This window comes from Vibrio sp. Isolate23 (assembly GCF_022398095.1).
In the GTDB taxonomy this organism is placed as follows: Bacteria; Pseudomonadota; Gammaproteobacteria; order Enterobacterales; family Vibrionaceae; genus Vibrio; species Vibrio coralliilyticus_A.
In genome coordinates, this window is the sequence record NZ_JAKEUV010000011.1 from 1 (window position 1) to 14,385 (window position 14,385).

General features: G+C 46.7%; 13 protein-coding genes. 4 read left to right on the top strand and 9 right to left on the bottom strand.

Annotated elements, in window-relative coordinates; translation table 11 throughout:
* Positions 1-578: 578 nt before the first annotated feature.
* From fre to trxA, 6 genes are all read right to left on the bottom strand, one after another.
* Entirely contained in the window at positions 579-1,292 is a 714-nt protein-coding gene (gene fre, locus L1D31_RS19490; protein WP_239838683.1) for an NAD(P)H-flavin reductase, read from the bottom strand.
* A gap of 14 nt (positions 1,293-1,306) precedes the next feature.
* Complete coding sequence (locus L1D31_RS19495) at positions 1,307-1,576, bottom strand: 2Fe-2S iron-sulfur cluster-binding protein (protein WP_239838684.1); 270 nt, start codon at positions 1,574-1,576, stop codon at positions 1,307-1,309.
* Positions 1,573-3,429, bottom strand: coding sequence for a 4-hydroxy-3-polyprenylbenzoate decarboxylase (gene ubiD, locus L1D31_RS19500; protein ID WP_239838685.1), 1,857 nt, complete (start codon positions 3,427-3,429; stop codon positions 1,573-1,575). Before ubiD ends, L1D31_RS19495 begins: the two co-directional genes overlap by 4 nt.
* Before the next feature lie 81 nt (positions 3,430-3,510).
* Positions 3,511-4,506, bottom strand: coding sequence for a hypothetical protein (locus tag L1D31_RS19505; protein ID WP_239838686.1), 996 nt, complete (start codon positions 4,504-4,506; stop codon positions 3,511-3,513).
* 103 nt (positions 4,507-4,609) lie between these two features.
* The gene (rho, locus tag L1D31_RS19510; RefSeq protein WP_004745495.1) at positions 4,610-5,869 is read right to left on the bottom strand and encodes a transcription termination factor Rho; all 1,260 of its coding nucleotides are present in this window, start codon (positions 5,867-5,869) and stop codon (positions 4,610-4,612) included.
* Positions 5,870-6,071: 202 nt separating this feature from the next.
* Positions 6,072-6,398, bottom strand: coding sequence for a thioredoxin TrxA (gene trxA, locus L1D31_RS19515; protein WP_239838687.1), 327 nt, complete (start codon positions 6,396-6,398; stop codon positions 6,072-6,074).
* Between the two features lie 112 nt (positions 6,399-6,510).
* On the opposite strand from trxA, the gene rhlB reads away from it, so the two are divergent.
* On the top strand, positions 6,511-7,812 hold the full coding sequence (gene rhlB, locus L1D31_RS19520; RefSeq protein ID WP_239838688.1) for an ATP-dependent RNA helicase RhlB: 1,302 nt from the start codon (positions 6,511-6,513) through the stop codon (positions 7,810-7,812).
* A gap of 7 nt (positions 7,813-7,819) precedes the next feature.
* A complete protein-coding gene (gppA, locus tag L1D31_RS19525; RefSeq protein WP_239838689.1) occupies positions 7,820-9,310 on the top strand; it encodes a guanosine-5'-triphosphate,3'-diphosphate diphosphatase in 1,491 nt (496 codons plus the stop codon).
* A 59-nt stretch (positions 9,311-9,369) separates the two neighbouring features.
* Here gppA and L1D31_RS19530 read toward each other — a convergent pair whose 3' ends face one another.
* The 3 genes from L1D31_RS19530 to recQ all read right to left on the bottom strand — a co-directional run bounded on the left by L1D31_RS19530 (position 9,370) and on the right by recQ (position 12,434).
* Entirely contained in the window at positions 9,370-10,038 is a 669-nt protein-coding gene (locus tag L1D31_RS19530; protein WP_239838690.1) for a 7-cyano-7-deazaguanine/7-aminomethyl-7-deazaguanine transporter, read from the bottom strand.
* 247 nt (positions 10,039-10,285) lie between these two features.
* Positions 10,286-10,606, bottom strand: coding sequence for a DUF3630 family protein (locus tag L1D31_RS19535; protein WP_239838691.1), 321 nt, complete (start codon positions 10,604-10,606; stop codon positions 10,286-10,288).
* Entirely contained in the window at positions 10,599-12,434 is a 1,836-nt protein-coding gene (gene recQ / locus L1D31_RS19540) for an ATP-dependent DNA helicase RecQ (RefSeq protein WP_239838692.1), read from the bottom strand. Before recQ ends, L1D31_RS19535 begins: the two co-directional genes overlap by 8 nt.
* A 153-nt stretch (positions 12,435-12,587) precedes the next feature.
* Between recQ and rarD the strand changes: the two genes are divergently transcribed.
* Positions 12,588-13,502 (top strand): EamA family transporter RarD, encoded by a 915-nt coding sequence (rarD, locus tag L1D31_RS19545; protein WP_239838693.1) that lies wholly within the window; start codon positions 12,588-12,590, stop codon positions 13,500-13,502.
* 71 nt (positions 13,503-13,573) lie between these two features.
* On the top strand, positions 13,574-14,374 hold the full coding sequence (locus tag L1D31_RS19550; protein WP_239838694.1) for an AraC family transcriptional regulator: 801 nt from the start codon (positions 13,574-13,576) through the stop codon (positions 14,372-14,374).
* The last annotated feature ends 11 nt before the right edge of the window (positions 14,375-14,385 follow it).

The following is a 14,385-nucleotide window of genomic DNA, read 5'->3' on the forward strand; positions in this document are numbered from 1 at the left end:
CGACGCCGTTATCGTTCCCCGAAGGTTCAGAYAACTCGTTTCCGCTCGACTTGCATGTGTTAGGCCTGCCGCCAGCGTTCAATCTGAGCCATGATCAAACTCTTCAATTTAAGATTTTGTCGGCTCAATGAATACTGAACATTACATAAGTAATGTTTGAATTGACTGTGCTGAGTCTTGCGACTCAATGGTCACTTCGTTTCATTGAAACCTAAATTGATACCGAAGTATCTATTTGGATTATCATCAACGAGTGCCCACACAGATTGATAGGTTTATATTGTTAAAGAGCTGTGCTTTTCAAGAAACTTTCTCTCAAAGCGGAGGTGCATTCTAGCGAGATAATTTGAAGAGTCAAACACTTTTTCAAACTTATTTTCTCAGAAGCTTTTCACCTCTCTCACACTGCTGAAGCCTTGTGGCGTCTGCCGTGTCAGTGGATGCGCATTATAGGGAGTCCTTCTGATAGCGCAAGCCCTTTATCAAAAAAAATTGAAAAAACTCACCGTTCGTTGAAAATGTGTTCAAAACAACAAAAAAGAGGGCAAAAAACCCTCTTTTATCTATTTCATTCAGTTTTAAATAAATGCGTACGCGTCAGCAAACATACGATCGCTGTTGGCACCTTTGTTCTGGGTAAATTGTTCACGAGCTGCACCCGCCATTTCAAAACGTCCAGCAATGTAGATGTCATATTCTGCAAGAGAATCAAAATCGTCACTGACGGCTTGAAGTACGTTTCCAACTTTGCCTTGCCAGTCAGAAACCGCTTCTTCTACTACTGGAATAAAATGCACGTTGCTGAACTGTGCTGCGATACCATCCAGTTCGTCCTTAGCATATAGTTGGCGTTCATCCCTGCCACCCCAATAAAGGTGGATCTCATTGGTCTTATTTTGAGCTACGCAGTGATCCAATATCGAACGCACATAGCTAAAGCCTGTACCACCAGCAATCAAAAGTAGTGGACGTTCACTCTCTTCTTTAACCCACGCATCACCATGAGGCGCATCAATACTGATGTCACCATTATTTTCTAATGCGCTTTGCATCGCTTCGACAACTTCAAGAGCATACGCGTTATGCTCTGCTGCACCAATGTGAAGCTCTAGCTCGCCTTCATGACGGCAAGGGCTGCTTGCAATAGAGAATGGACGTTTATCTTTTTCTCCCATCACAACCATTAGATACTGGCCAGCTTTGAAGCTGACAGGCGTCTCTGGATGCAACAGAATTCGATGGGTATTACAAGCTAACGGCTCAATAGACTTTACTTTACATTGGATGGTCATGTTATTCCTCTTACTTACTCCTCAAAAGTAAGTACCAAATTACTTTCTGCGAAGGCCTGACAAGCAAACACCCAGCCTTGTTGCTGCTCTTTCTCTGTGAGCATTGGCTCAAGCTGGTAAGTGACTCGACCTTCTATTTTCCGACACAGACACGCTGCGCACGCTCCCACTTGGCAACGGTTTGGGAAGCTGATGTTATTGTTGAGCGCAGCTTCCAATACCGTTTCCCCTACCTGCACATCGAACTGTATATTCTGCGGCTGCAAGGTCACCAAATGGCTCATAATATTCCCAGCTTACTCCATTTTGCATCGACCTGCGCAACTAACTGAGAATCTTTCTTGATTGGGATGCCCCACTCTCGCTGGACTTCTCCCTCAAACTTGTTGGTCGCATCCAAACCTAACTTAGAACTGCGACCTTCTTTTGCTTCTATTTGTACGGTGTCACGATTAGGATCCATTCTGGTGGTGATCGCCCAGATAATGTCATTCCAATCGTGCACATTGACGTCATCATCGCAGAGAATAACAAACTTGGCATCCGTATACTGCTTGAGAAACTCCCACACACCATTAAGCACCGCTTTCGATTGCATCGCGTGCGTTTTCTTCATCGATACCACCATGAAGCGATCGGCGCCAGCAGATTCTGGTAAAGCAATATCAACAATTTCCGGAAATGCCTGACGAAGTTGTTGTAGCTGCTCATCCGTAATCGCTGTTTGGCTTGCGGATGTTAACTCTGGGTCAGAAGCCTTCTCGGCATCCCATTTAATCGTTGCATCCAAGCCCATCTTAGAGCCAAGCCCTACAACCGGTGAGGCGAAGTCGAGAGAATCAATAGGCGTGTTGTCAATCATTAAGGTATCGCGAACAGGTTCCATATGCTCACACATGGCCTTCACGACATCATCCCAACTGCGCGCATTGACACTTTCATCGCACACTACAACGAACTTGGTGTACATGAACTGGCGAAGGAAAGACCATACCCCCATCATTACTCGCTTAGCATGCCCTGGGTATTGCTTTTTCATTGTTACCACCGCCATGCGGTACGAACAGCCTTCTGGTGGCAAATAGAAGTCTTCTATTTCAGGAAACTGCTTTTGCAGAATAGGAACAAACACTTCATTTAACGCAACACCCAATACAGCAGGTTCATCTGGCGGACGCCCTGTGTAGGTGCTGTGATAGATCGGGTCCTTACGCATGGTAATGTGAGTAATGGTAAAGACGTGGTGTTTTTCTTTTTCGTTGTAATAACCAGTGTGGTCACCATAAGGCCCTTCGTCCGCATACTCATTCGGGTCAATGTAACCCTCAAGCACGATCTCTGCGCTAGCAGGCACCTCAAGATTATTACTTACAGATTTAACCACTTCAGTTTTGCTGCCACGAAGCAAGCCCGCAAACGCATACTCAGATAAGGTATCTGGTACTGGTGTTACCGCGCCTAATATGGTGGCTGGGTCAGCACCAAATGCGACTGAAACAGGGAAGGGTTCTCCCGGGTTGGTTTCCATCCAGTCACGCAGATCAAGGGCTCCACCACGATGCGCTAGCCAACGCATGATGATCTTGTTCTTACCAATTTTCTGCTGACGGTAAATTCCTAGATTCTGGCGCTTTTTATGAGGACCTCGAGTCACGGTTAACCCCCACGTAAGCAGAGGTGCCACATCATCTTGCCAACAACTCATCACCGGGATTTTATCGAGGTCAACCTCGTCACCTTGCCAGACAATCTCCTGACACGCAGCTTTACGTAGCCTTTTGACAGGCATGTTCAAGACTTGTCTAAAAACAGGCAGTTTCTCTAACGCGTCCTTAAAACCACGTGGTGGCTCGGGTTCCTTGAGATAAGCCAACAATTTACCCACTTCACGCAGATCTTTGACGTTTTCGCGCCCCATACCTATCGCGACCCGCTCAGGAGTGCCAAACAAGTTGGTCAGCACAGGTAAATCGTAGCCAATGGGATTTTCAAACAACAATGCCGGGCCACCTGCACGTAAAGTACGGTCACTAATCTCTGTCATTTCATAATGTGGATCGACAGGCTCGGAAATGCGTTTAAGCTTCCCTTCCTGCTCAAGGTGAGCGATAAAGTCGCGTAAATCCTTAAAACTCATAGGTCTTCTGTGACTGGTTAAAGTGCAGGCAGTATAACAAAAAGAGGAATCTTCCGATCCCTCTTTTCACTAAGGTTATTTTTATTGTGATAATACGTTCAAAATCGCGCTGCTGCGTACTTTTTGATTATGGCTAGCAAGCTCTTCTAGCCAAGTGGAATAACCCTGATTGGCTAATTCCGTGGCCACCATGGAGGCCTCATCACGAATCGCCATTCTATCGATCAAGAAGGCTTTCACTTCTTCAGTCATGGGTTTAATTCGAGTCAACTCTTTAATGGCTTGCTCTTTAAGACTGGGGTTATGAGCAGCGTGCATGATCTGGTTCACTGCAAAGACATCACCCACCTTAGCTAATCGGCTTAGCTCCGACTCGCTGTGGAAATCTGCTCGCATCAACCAAAGGAGTTTATAGACTTCTGGATTTTCACTGACCTGAGCTAAACGAACCATGACTTGAGAAGAGGGTAACCAGCTGGTAACCGCTTCTCCGGTCAACTGAACGACTAAATTATCAACCGCCTCAGGTGATAAGCTGTCCAACTCACGGATGAGTAATGCTTCCCGAGCCTGTACCTGGTAATCACTACCAGACAGCCACTTTTTCAGTTCCAATTCACCGCGCTCGGCACTCAGAACAAAATCGAGCGTGGACTGATCTTGGTGCCACTGCTTGAGCAACCGACTGGCTATTGCCGGATAATTAAACGCAGGAACAGAAAATTCATAACCATCGCCTCTTTCCAACACCTGATAGGTCGGAACCATGGCTTTTTGCTGTTCAACGAATAAAGCCATTTTCGGTGTCAAGATGACATTTTGGTCTTCAATTTTTTTGAGTAAAAGGTAGCGAGCCACTTCTTGTTGAGGAAGCGACAGTCTTTCGAGAGCGAAGTTGAGCGAGTCGATATTATTTTCGACAGCGTATTGGAGAAGTTCAGCGACTTTGTAGTGAATCTGCTGATCCTGAAGTAACTGTTCGGCTTTGTCTGGATGCATTTCCATCGCAGCAACCGTTGGCGCTCCAATCAATAAAGATGTGCATAGGAGAACCGACGACAACATTCCTTGTTGCATGTTAACCTCCTCTTAACATTCTCGCTCATTGTGAGCCCTATCAAATGAGAATGCAAACAAAAACGCCACCGACAATGTCGATGGCGTTTGGAATCACAAATTCTTACTGACGACGCATAGCATCAAAGAACTCATCATTGGTCTTAGTCATTGCTAGCTTATCGATTAGGAATTCCATCGCGTCGATCTCACCCATCGGATGAACAATCTTACGCAGAATCCACATCTTCTGAAGTTCTTCATTCTTAGTCAAAAGTTCTTCACGACGAGTGCCTGAACGGTTGAAGTCGATAGCAGGGAAAACTCGTTTCTCAGCGATCTTACGGTTCAGGTGGATTTCCATGTTACCTGTACCTTTAAATTCTTCGTAGATAACTTCATCCATCTTAGAACCAGTATCAACTAGAGCCGTTGCTAGAATCGTCAGGCTACCACCTTCTTCTACATTACGTGCAGCACCGAAGAAGCGCTTAGGTCGATGTAGGGCGTTTGCATCGACACCACCAGTCAGAACTTTACCTGATGAAGGAACTACCGTGTTGTATGCACGAGCTAGACGAGTGATAGAGTCAAGTAAGATAACCACATCTTTTTTGTGTTCAACCAAGCGTTTCGCTTTCTCGATCACCATTTCAGCAACTTGTACGTGGCGAGACGCTGGCTCATCAAACGTTGACGCAACCACTTCACCTTTAACTAGTCGTTGCATCTCGGTTACTTCTTCTGGACGCTCGTCGATAAGCAGTACCATTAGCTCACATTCAGGGTGGTTGTAAGCAATGCTTTGAGCAATGTTTTGCAGCAGCATTGTTTTACCCGCTTTTGGCGGAGCCACGATTAGACCACGCTGACCTTTACCGATTGGAGAGGCTAGGTCTAAAACACGAGCTGTAATATCTTCTGTCGAACCGTTACCACGTTCCATCACCATACGCTCATTGGCGTGCAGTGGCGTTAAGTTTTCAAATAGAATCTTATTACGTGCGTTATCCGGCTTGTCATCATTAACTGTATTAACTTTCAACAGAGCAAAGTAACGCTCGCCGTCTTTTGGTGGACGAATCTTACCGGCAATCGAGTCGCCAGTACGAAGGTTGAAACGGCGGATTTGACTCGGAGAGACATAGATATCGTCTGGACCTGCCAAGTAAGAACTGTCTGCACTACGCAAGAAGCCAAAACCGTCTTGAAGTATTTCCAGAACCCCGTCGCCAAAAATATCTTCACCACTTTTTGCATGTGCTTTAAGGATGGCGAAGATGATGTCTTGCTTTCTTAGACGTGCCAGGTTTTCAAGGCCCAAGCTTTCGCCAAGTTTGACAAGATCAGACACAGGTCTGTTCTTCAGTTCTGTTAGATTCATTGTGGTGGATACTTTTTTAGTCAAAATAGGATCTGTTATTTAGTTAAGATGAATTTGGTCACAGGATCGACCAAGAAGAGATACTTGTTTATTTAACGTGCGATAAATTAGCACTAAATACTAGCCTAGTCTAGATTTTGTTAGCCTTCAAAAACAAAACCGCACATTGAGGCCAATGTACGGTCTTATCTGAACAACTTATTTATAGGTTCGCGTCCAAAAACTCTTTTAGTTGAGTCTTAGATAAAGCACCTACTTTCGTCGCTGCCACGCTACCATCTTTGAAAAGTAGTAACGTTGGGATACCACGAATACCAAATTTCGGTGGAGTACCTGCGTTTTGGTCGATATTCAGTTTACCGATAGTGAGTTTGCCTTCGTACTCGTCGGCGATTTCGTCCAAAATAGGAGCAATCATCTTACAAGGACCACACCATTCTGCCCAAAAATCAACAAGAACCGGGCCTGCAGCGTTTAGTACGTCGGCTTCAAAACCGTCATCAGTTAGCTGCAAAATCTTATCACTCATCTTCCACTCCAATGTGTTTTTTCGGAACTGGTTGGATGATAACCAGTATTTAGATGCCCTATTGGAATGTATTTACTTTCGTATTGCAAGCTTAAGCTGATATTCTATAGCCATGAAAAAGACGCATATCACAGAGCAAAAGTTCGCCAATTTGGGTTTACACCCCCAAGTTACTGAAGGTTTGGAGAAAAAAGGGTTCGAGTTTTGTACCCCAATTCAAGCTTTGGCGTTGCCGGTACTGCTCACCGGCCAAGACATCGCAGGTCAGGCTCAAACAGGTACAGGGAAAACCCTTGCCTTCCTGACGGCTACTTTTAACCATTTGCTGAACACTCCAGAGCACGAGGGTCGTAAACCAACGCAACCACGTGCCATCATCATGGCACCGACCCGTGAACTGGCAATTCAGATTTACAACGATGCAGAACCTCTCACCCAAAGCACAGGCATCAAAGCAGCTTTAGCTTACGGTGGTGAAAGCTACGACAAGCAGTTGGCGAAGCTTGAGCAAGGCGTCGATGTACTCATTGGCACTACAGGTCGCATTATTGATTTCTATAAGCAACGAGTCTTCAACCTGAACAATATTCAGGCGGTTGTGCTTGATGAAGCCGATCGCATGTTCGACCTTGGTTTCATCAAAGACATCCGTTTCCTATTCCGCCGTATGCCTGAACCCAAAGAGCGCTTGAACATGTTGTTCTCAGCAACACTGTCATACCGTGTTCAAGAGCTGGCTTTCGAACATATGCACAACCCAGAGCACGTTGTGGTGGAACCGGAAGTCAAAACCGGTCACCGCATTCAGGAAGAGCTGTTTTACCCGTCTAACGAACACAAGATGTCTCTGCTACAAACTCTTATTGAAGAAGAGTGGCCAGAGCGCGCGATCATCTTTGCCAATACCAAACACAAATGTGAATCCGTATGGGGTCACCTAGCCGCTGATGGCCACCGCGTAGGCTTATTGACGGGCGATGTACCACAGAAGAAGCGCGAACGCATCTTAGAGCAGTTCACTAAAGGTGAAGTTGACCTGCTAGTGGCGACAGACGTGGCAGCTCGTGGTCTCCACATCCCTCAAGTGACTCACGTATTTAACTTTGACCTACCTGACGATTGCGAAGATTACGTACACCGCATCGGTCGTACAGGTCGAGCAGGAGCCAGTGGTCACTCAATCAGCTTCGCGTGTGAAGATTATGCGATTAACCTTCCGCCAATTGAAGAGTATATTGAACACACGATTCCAGTGTCTGACTACGACCCAAGTGCTTTGATTGAAGACCTACCAGCACCGTTACGTCTGCGCTCTAACCGTCCGCAGCAACGTCGCACTAATACTGGTGGCTCACGCTCAGGCAACCGTCGTAACCACAACCGCTCTCGTCAACGTCAGCAAAAGGATTCTTAAGTCGTCTATGAGCCAAGCAGTTTATTCTCCACTCTACGCTGCCATCGACCTCGGGTCGAACAGTTTTCACATGCTCGTTGTGCGTCATATTGATGGCAGCGTTCAAACTATGGCCAAAATCAAACGTAAGGTTCGTCTTGCCGCAGGGTTAGATAGCAATAATGCGTTAAGCCAAGAGGCCATGCAACGCGGGTGGGACTGCTTGAGTCTCTTTGCCGAGCGACTTCAGGATATCCCAGCTCAACACATTCGCATTGTGGGTACCGCTACACTGCGCACCGCAACCAATGCGGATGTCTTTGTTGAGAAAGCGAATCAGATTCTCGGCCACAAGATTGACGTTATCTGCGGTGAGGAGGAAGCCGCGACCATTTATAAAGGGGTCGCCCACACATCAGGTGGCTGCGGACGACGTTTGGTGGTCGACATTGGCGGTGCCAGTACCGAATTGATTATTGGTCAAGGTTTTGAAGCTAAAGCACTGACCAGCCTGAAAATGGGTTGTGTTACTTGGCTAGAACGTCACTTCAAAGACCGCCAGCTAACTGTAACCAACTTTAATCATGCGATAGAAGCGGCTAAAGAAACGCTGAGACCTATCCTTCAGCAATACACTCAAATTGGTTGGGACGTGTGTGTCGGTGCTTCTGGTACGGTTCAGGCTTTGCAGGAAATTATGCTGGCGCAAGGTATGGACGAGGTCATTACTCACGCCAAACTCAAACGTCTGCAAAAACAAGCCATGCTGGCGGATCATTTGGAAGAACTGGAAATCGAAGGGCTAACGCTAGAACGCGCATTAGTCTTTCCGAGCGGTCTTTCGATTCTCATCGCTATCTTTGAACTGCTTGAAATTGATTCGATGACACTGGCTGGCGGCGCACTACGCGAAGGTCTAGTGTATGAAATGGTCGATGAACTCAAGCAAGACGACATTCGTGCTCGTACAATTGCCAGTGTTCAAACCCGCTACCAGATTGATACCGCATACGGGGAGCAAGTGGCTACTTTAGCCAGTAAATTACTTGAGCAATGTGAAGCCGAGTGGATTACAGAAGCTCAGGGCAGCGTATTGCTAGAGACAGCGGCGAAGCTGCATGAAATCGGTCTGACGATTGACTTCAAGAAAGGCGGTGAGCACAGTGCCTACCTGCTACAAAACCTTGATTTACCGGGTTATACCCGAGCACAAAAGCACTTCCTTGGTGAAGTATCACGTCGTTATCGCGAACAACTGACTTCTCTGCCAGAGCAACATGCGCTGTCAGGAAACAGTGCCAAACGAGTCCTGCGCCTGTTGCGTTTGGCGGTTCTTCTCACTCATCGTCGCAACCCAGATTTAGAACCAAGCATCACTCTTCAATCTCAAGGTGATAAGCTAACTTTGACTATCGCGGAACAATGGCTGAAAGCCAACCCTCTAACTGCCGCAGAGTTAGAAATTGAAGCCAACCGCCAAAGTGATATTGGCTGGCCCTTGAATATCATTGCTAAGTAGCAAGCCCAATAAAAAGCCCGGTCAGAGTATTCTCTACCGGGCTTTGTTTTGATTCACACTTACTGAGCGCCAATCACTTTAAAGTCAGGATTAACGGCAGTGAGTTTCTTAACCAAGTAATTCAGCAGTACACCATACATAGGCACAAACAGACCTAAGCTGATCACCAGTTTGAATCCATAATCCACCAGCGCTATTTCTGTCCAGTGCTCGGCCATAAATGGATCAGGGCTCTGGTAAAACGCAATCGCAAAAAACGCGATGGTGTCGAGCGCATTACCAAATAAGGTTGAGCACGTTGGGGCAACCCACCACTGCTTTAGCTGGCGTAGACGGTTAAATACGTGCACATCCAAAATCTGACCCAGCAAATAAGCCATAAAACTCGCAATCGCGATTCGTGCCACAAACAAGTTAAACTCGCCTAATTGGCTAAAGCCTTGGAATGCGCCTTCATAGAAGAGGACAGATAGGCCGTAAGACACCGCAAGAGCTGGCAGCATCACCAAGAAGATAATCTTACGAGCTAGTTGCGCGCCAAAAATCCGCACCGTCAAATCGGTCGCTAGGAAGATAAACGGGAAAGTGAAAGCGCCCCAAGTGGTATGAAACCCGAACACGGTGAACGGAAGCTGAACCAGATAGTTACTTGATGCAATAATGATCAGGTGGAACAGGACTAATAAGAAAAGGGCTTTGCGCTGCTGCGCAGGGGTAAAGTTACTCATGCGATACCTTTTTAGTTTGGTTTGGGGGTGAGGGAACCCAAATCGAATCACTTCCAAGCCACGGAAGGACTCTGACCAACAATGTAAAATGAAAAATCAATGTGATATTTAAGTCGTGCCGTTTCTGCAAACTGACACTCAGCCATTACATTGCAAAAACCTCCAACACGACAAATATCGCGGCGGGCGATTATACATTAACCAATATGAGTCGCAATAGGCAGGTTTTACGCAATCGTTAACCTAGCTAAAATCCACGCTGAAACAGGCCCGCTAGGTAATCTAACTCTTCTTTGCTGGCATCTATACTCAGAGCTTCCAACCAGATACTTTCGCTGTAATGCTCAGACTTCAGAAACAGCTGACAGCCTTCAAAATCAATCAACCATGAGTGAATGTCAGCATCCCATTGCTTTTCAATCACAGACGCAGAAAGGAGTGTAATCAGCTTATCAGCCAGTTGAGGAAAACTATCAAAATCAAAGCGTGGGGCTCGAATGATGATACGACCTTCTTGCGCTTGATACTCAAGTAAACCAAATTCCGTTTGTTGCCCTGAATCAACCATGATGAGTAATGTGCTCCTGAATTAAATCTAAGAATGGATCCGCGTATTTCTCTAACTTACGTTGCCCTACTCCATTGACCGCTAGCATTTCACCATAAGAGGTTGGCAAAATTTCCGCCATATCAATCAAGGTGGCATCGCTGAATACCACGTACGGTGGTAAGCCATCTTCATCGGCAATCGCTTTGCGTAACTTACGCAACTTGGCAAACAGCTTTTTGTCGTAGTTTTTACTGGTGAGTTTGTCGGACTTAGCCGCTCTTGCGGCGGTATCCAGACGAGGCACGGCTAATTCAAGAGCGGTATCTCCACGCAATAGTGGGCGCGCTTCCTCAGTAAGCTGTAAGGTCGAGTTGCGAGTAATGTTCTGGAACAGCATCCCTTTATGGATCAACTGACGGAAAATACTCACCCAGTAATCGTGACTGTTTTCACGCCCAATACCATAGGTAGTGAGCTTGTCGTGGCCATTTTCACGGATGCGGATATTCTGCATTCCGCGCAGGACTTCAACCACATAACCCATACCAAAGCTCTGATTAACCCGGTAGACACAAGACAAGGCTTTACGTGCCTGCTCGGTGGCATCAAAATGCTTGGGCGGGTCCAAACAGATGTCGCAGTTGCCACAAGGCTGCTCACGGTACTCACCAAAATAATTCAATAACACCTGACGGCGGCACGTCTGCGCTTCAGCAAAAGCACTCATCGCATTGAGCTTATGCGCTTCAACCTGCTTTTGTGGCCCGTCGTCTTTTTCATCCAACATGCGCCTTAGCCAGCTGATGTCCGCTGGGTCATACAGCATCATCGCTTCCGCAGGTAAGGCATCCCGACCTGCACGACCAGTTTCTTGATAATAGGATTCAATGTTGCGCGGAATATCAAAGTGAACCACAAAGCGCACGTTGGGTTTGTTGATCCCCATACCAAACGCCACAGTCGCGACGACAATTTGAATATCATCACGCTGAAACGCTTCTTGCACATAGGCACGTTCATCAACCTCCAACCCAGCATGATAACTGGCCGCACGTATATGGTTGTTGCACAGTTTTTCTGTCACCATCTCGACTTTCTTGCGGCTACCACAATAAATAATGCCACAGTGGCCTTTATGTGTATCGAGAAACCGGATCACCTGAGAAATCGGTTTGTGCTTTTCCACTAAGGTGTAGCGGATGTTAGGGCGATCAAAACTGCCCAAATAGATGTGTGGGTCTTTGAGCTGAAGACGGTGCATGATGTCACTGCGTGTTGCATCATCGGCCGTTGCTGTCAGCGCCATAAAAGGCACATGAGGAAACTGTCGTTTTATTTGCCCTAGTGAAGCGTATTCCGGCCTGAAGTCATGCCCCCACTGGGAGATACAGTGTGCTTCGTCAACGGCGATCATGGACAGCGACAGACTTTCAAGGCGTTCGAGAAAGTCACGCATCAAGACACGCTCCGGTGACACATACACCAGTTTAAGCTGACCTGAACGCATACGGTTATATACAAAAACCAAATCTTCACGAGGCATAGCTGAGTTGACACACTCCGCCGCCACACCATTGGCTTTAAGCTGATCGACTTGATCTTTCATTAATGAAATCAGCGGCGAAATCACTAAAGTTAGACCATCACGGACAAGTGCTGGGATCTGATAACAGAGTGACTTACCGCCACCCGTCGGCATGATGACTAAACTGTCCTGTCCATCAACAGCGGCATCGATTACTTCCTGTTGGCCGTCTCGGAATGACTGATAACCAAACACATCCTCAAGTACGCTTTGTGGTGTCAGTGAAGGGTCAGATTGTTCAGCAAGCAGCGTCGCGGTCATTGATATCTCGATAGCGCCAAGAGTGGAGGAAAGCAAAGGGCACATTGTAGTAGTGTTACGATATGAATAAAACCGCAAATTGCTAGGTGATTAACTGACTCATTCGTATACTGGATGCTTCATTTTGAAAAATCACCCTTTGAGTAAACGTCAATGACAGCAGAAGAGCAACAGAGAGCACGGCAAGGCGTCCTTCTCGCCATCGGTGCCTACACCATGTGGGGGATTGCACCGATCTATTTTAAAACCATCAGTGAAGTTTCACCGTTTGAAATCTTAGGTCACCGCGTTGTGTGGTCTTTTGTTTTACTGGCCGTGTTACTGCACGTTGGCCGTCGCTGGCGTGGTGTGCGCGATGTGATCCGCTCCAAAACCAAAATGCTATTTCTGGTTTCTACCTCACTTCTCGTCGGGGTAAACTGGTTAATTTTCATCTGGTCAGTGAATACCAATCACATGTTAGATGCCAGCCTCGGTTACTACATCAACCCCTTGATTAATGTCCTGCTCGGTATGTTGTTCTTAGGCGAAAGACTGCGCAAGCTACAATGGTTTGCCGTTGCACTTGCGGCTTGCGGTGTCATGGTTCAGTTGATCGCTTTTGGTTCAGTCCCCACCGTCGCCATTGCTCTGGCACTGACGTTTGGTTTTTACGGACTATTACGTAAGAAAGTCAGCCTAGATGCCCAAACAGGCTTATTCATTGAGACTTTGATCATGCTACCTGCCGCCGCGGTGTATTTACTGTGGATTGCTGACTCTTCCACTTCCGATTTTGCAGCGAACCCGATGAACCTGAATCTGCTGCTGATCTCCGCAGGCGTCATCACCACTTTACCGCTGTTGTGTTTCACTGGGGCTGCTACCCGTCTTAAGCTCTCCACTTTGGGCTTTTTTCAGTACATTGGCCCAAGCCTGATGTTATTACTGGCAGTACTGGTATATGGCGAAGCCTTTACCACAGATAAAGCCATTACCTTTGCCTTTATCTGGGGCGCACTCATGGTATTTAGCTTTGACGGGCTTAAGACCAATAAACAATCACGAAAAATCGCAACGATAAAGTGATCGTTTTTTACAAGACAATGTGACACAGCCGATATAAGCTTGGTGAAAGTTTCACCAAGCTTTTTTGTTTTATGGACCAGGTCAACTATCACACGACACAAAATAAAGAGATTAGCCTGATTGAAGCCAACTATCAGAAGTTTGCCTTTCAGCGCCACTATCATCTTGATTTTCATATCGGGTTGATCACACATGGCCAGCAAAAATTCCATTATCAAGGTCAGAGCCACAATGTTGGTGCCGGTCAAATCGTCATCATGCCACCGGATGAACTGCATGATGGGCGCTCAATGCTCGACAGCGGCTATCAAGTGCGTGTGTTCTCCGTCGAACCGGAGTGGTTCAGTGAATTAGCCGAGCTGAAGCAAAACAATGCTCAGATCCAATTCAATCAGTTGATTGTCTCCAATTCGCGAATCTTCAACCCTCTCGCTCAGCTGCACAGTGCATTAGCCGATAACCAATTGAGTCAGCTGGCGAAAGACTGCCTGCCTTATGAAGGCTTTGAACATCTTTTCACTCATTATGGTGCTTTGGAGCAAAAGCCTATCGTCCCGCTAGGTAATCAGTCAGTCTCAACGTTAAAAGACTATCTGATGGAAAATTTGGCGCAGCCGGTCAGACTTGAACAACTCTCCCAGCTATGTGACCTCAGCCCAACGCAATTCCAGCGCCACTTCAAAGCCAAAGTAGGTCTGACACCTTACGCCTGGCTGAGCCGCCTGCGCTTAGAGCAGGGGTTTAAACTGCTCAAAAGCGGTGTCTGCGGTACCGAAGTGGCGCACCAGATTGGTTTCTACGACCAAGCCCATTTCAGCAAAGCGTTTAAAGCCACTTATGGTGTTCCCCCTTCTAAGGTTCAGTGCCGATAATTTACAATTAT

Bases quoted from the DNA above. Each gene is read 5' to 3' on its own strand.
- L1D31_RS19495 (WP_239838684.1), bottom strand. From the start codon at position 1,576: ATGAGCCATTTGGTGACCTTGCAGCCGCAGAATATACAGTTCGATGTG.
- recQ (WP_239838692.1), bottom strand. From the start codon at position 12,434: ATGACCGCGACGCTGCTTGCTGAACAATCTGACCCTTCACTGACACCA.
- L1D31_RS19535 (WP_239838691.1), bottom strand. From the start codon at position 10,606: ATGGTTGATTCAGGGCAACAAACGGAATTTGGTTTACTTGAGTATCAA.
- rarD (WP_239838693.1), top strand. From the start codon at position 12,588: ATGACAGCAGAAGAGCAACAGAGAGCACGGCAAGGCGTCCTTCTCGCC.
- L1D31_RS19530 (WP_239838690.1), bottom strand. From the start codon at position 10,038: ATGAGTAACTTTACCCCTGCGCAGCAGCGCAAAGCCCTTTTCTTATTA.
- L1D31_RS19505 (WP_239838686.1), bottom strand. From the start codon at position 4,506: ATGCAACAAGGAATGTTGTCGTCGGTTCTCCTATGCACATCTTTATTG.
- L1D31_RS19550 (WP_239838694.1), top strand. From the start codon at position 13,574: ATGGACCAGGTCAACTATCACACGACACAAAATAAAGAGATTAGCCTG.
- fre (WP_239838683.1), bottom strand. From the start codon at position 1,292: ATGACCATCCAATGTAAAGTAAAGTCTATTGAGCCGTTAGCTTGTAAT.
- ubiD (WP_239838685.1), bottom strand. From the start codon at position 3,429: ATGAGTTTTAAGGATTTACGCGACTTTATCGCTCACCTTGAGCAGGAA.
- rho (WP_004745495.1), bottom strand. From the start codon at position 5,869: ATGAATCTAACAGAACTGAAGAACAGACCTGTGTCTGATCTTGTCAAA.
- rhlB (WP_239838688.1), top strand. From the start codon at position 6,511: ATGAAAAAGACGCATATCACAGAGCAAAAGTTCGCCAATTTGGGTTTA.
- gppA (WP_239838689.1), top strand. From the start codon at position 7,820: ATGAGCCAAGCAGTTTATTCTCCACTCTACGCTGCCATCGACCTCGGG.
- trxA (WP_239838687.1), bottom strand. From the start codon at position 6,398: ATGAGTGATAAGATTTTGCAGCTAACTGATGACGGTTTTGAAGCCGAC.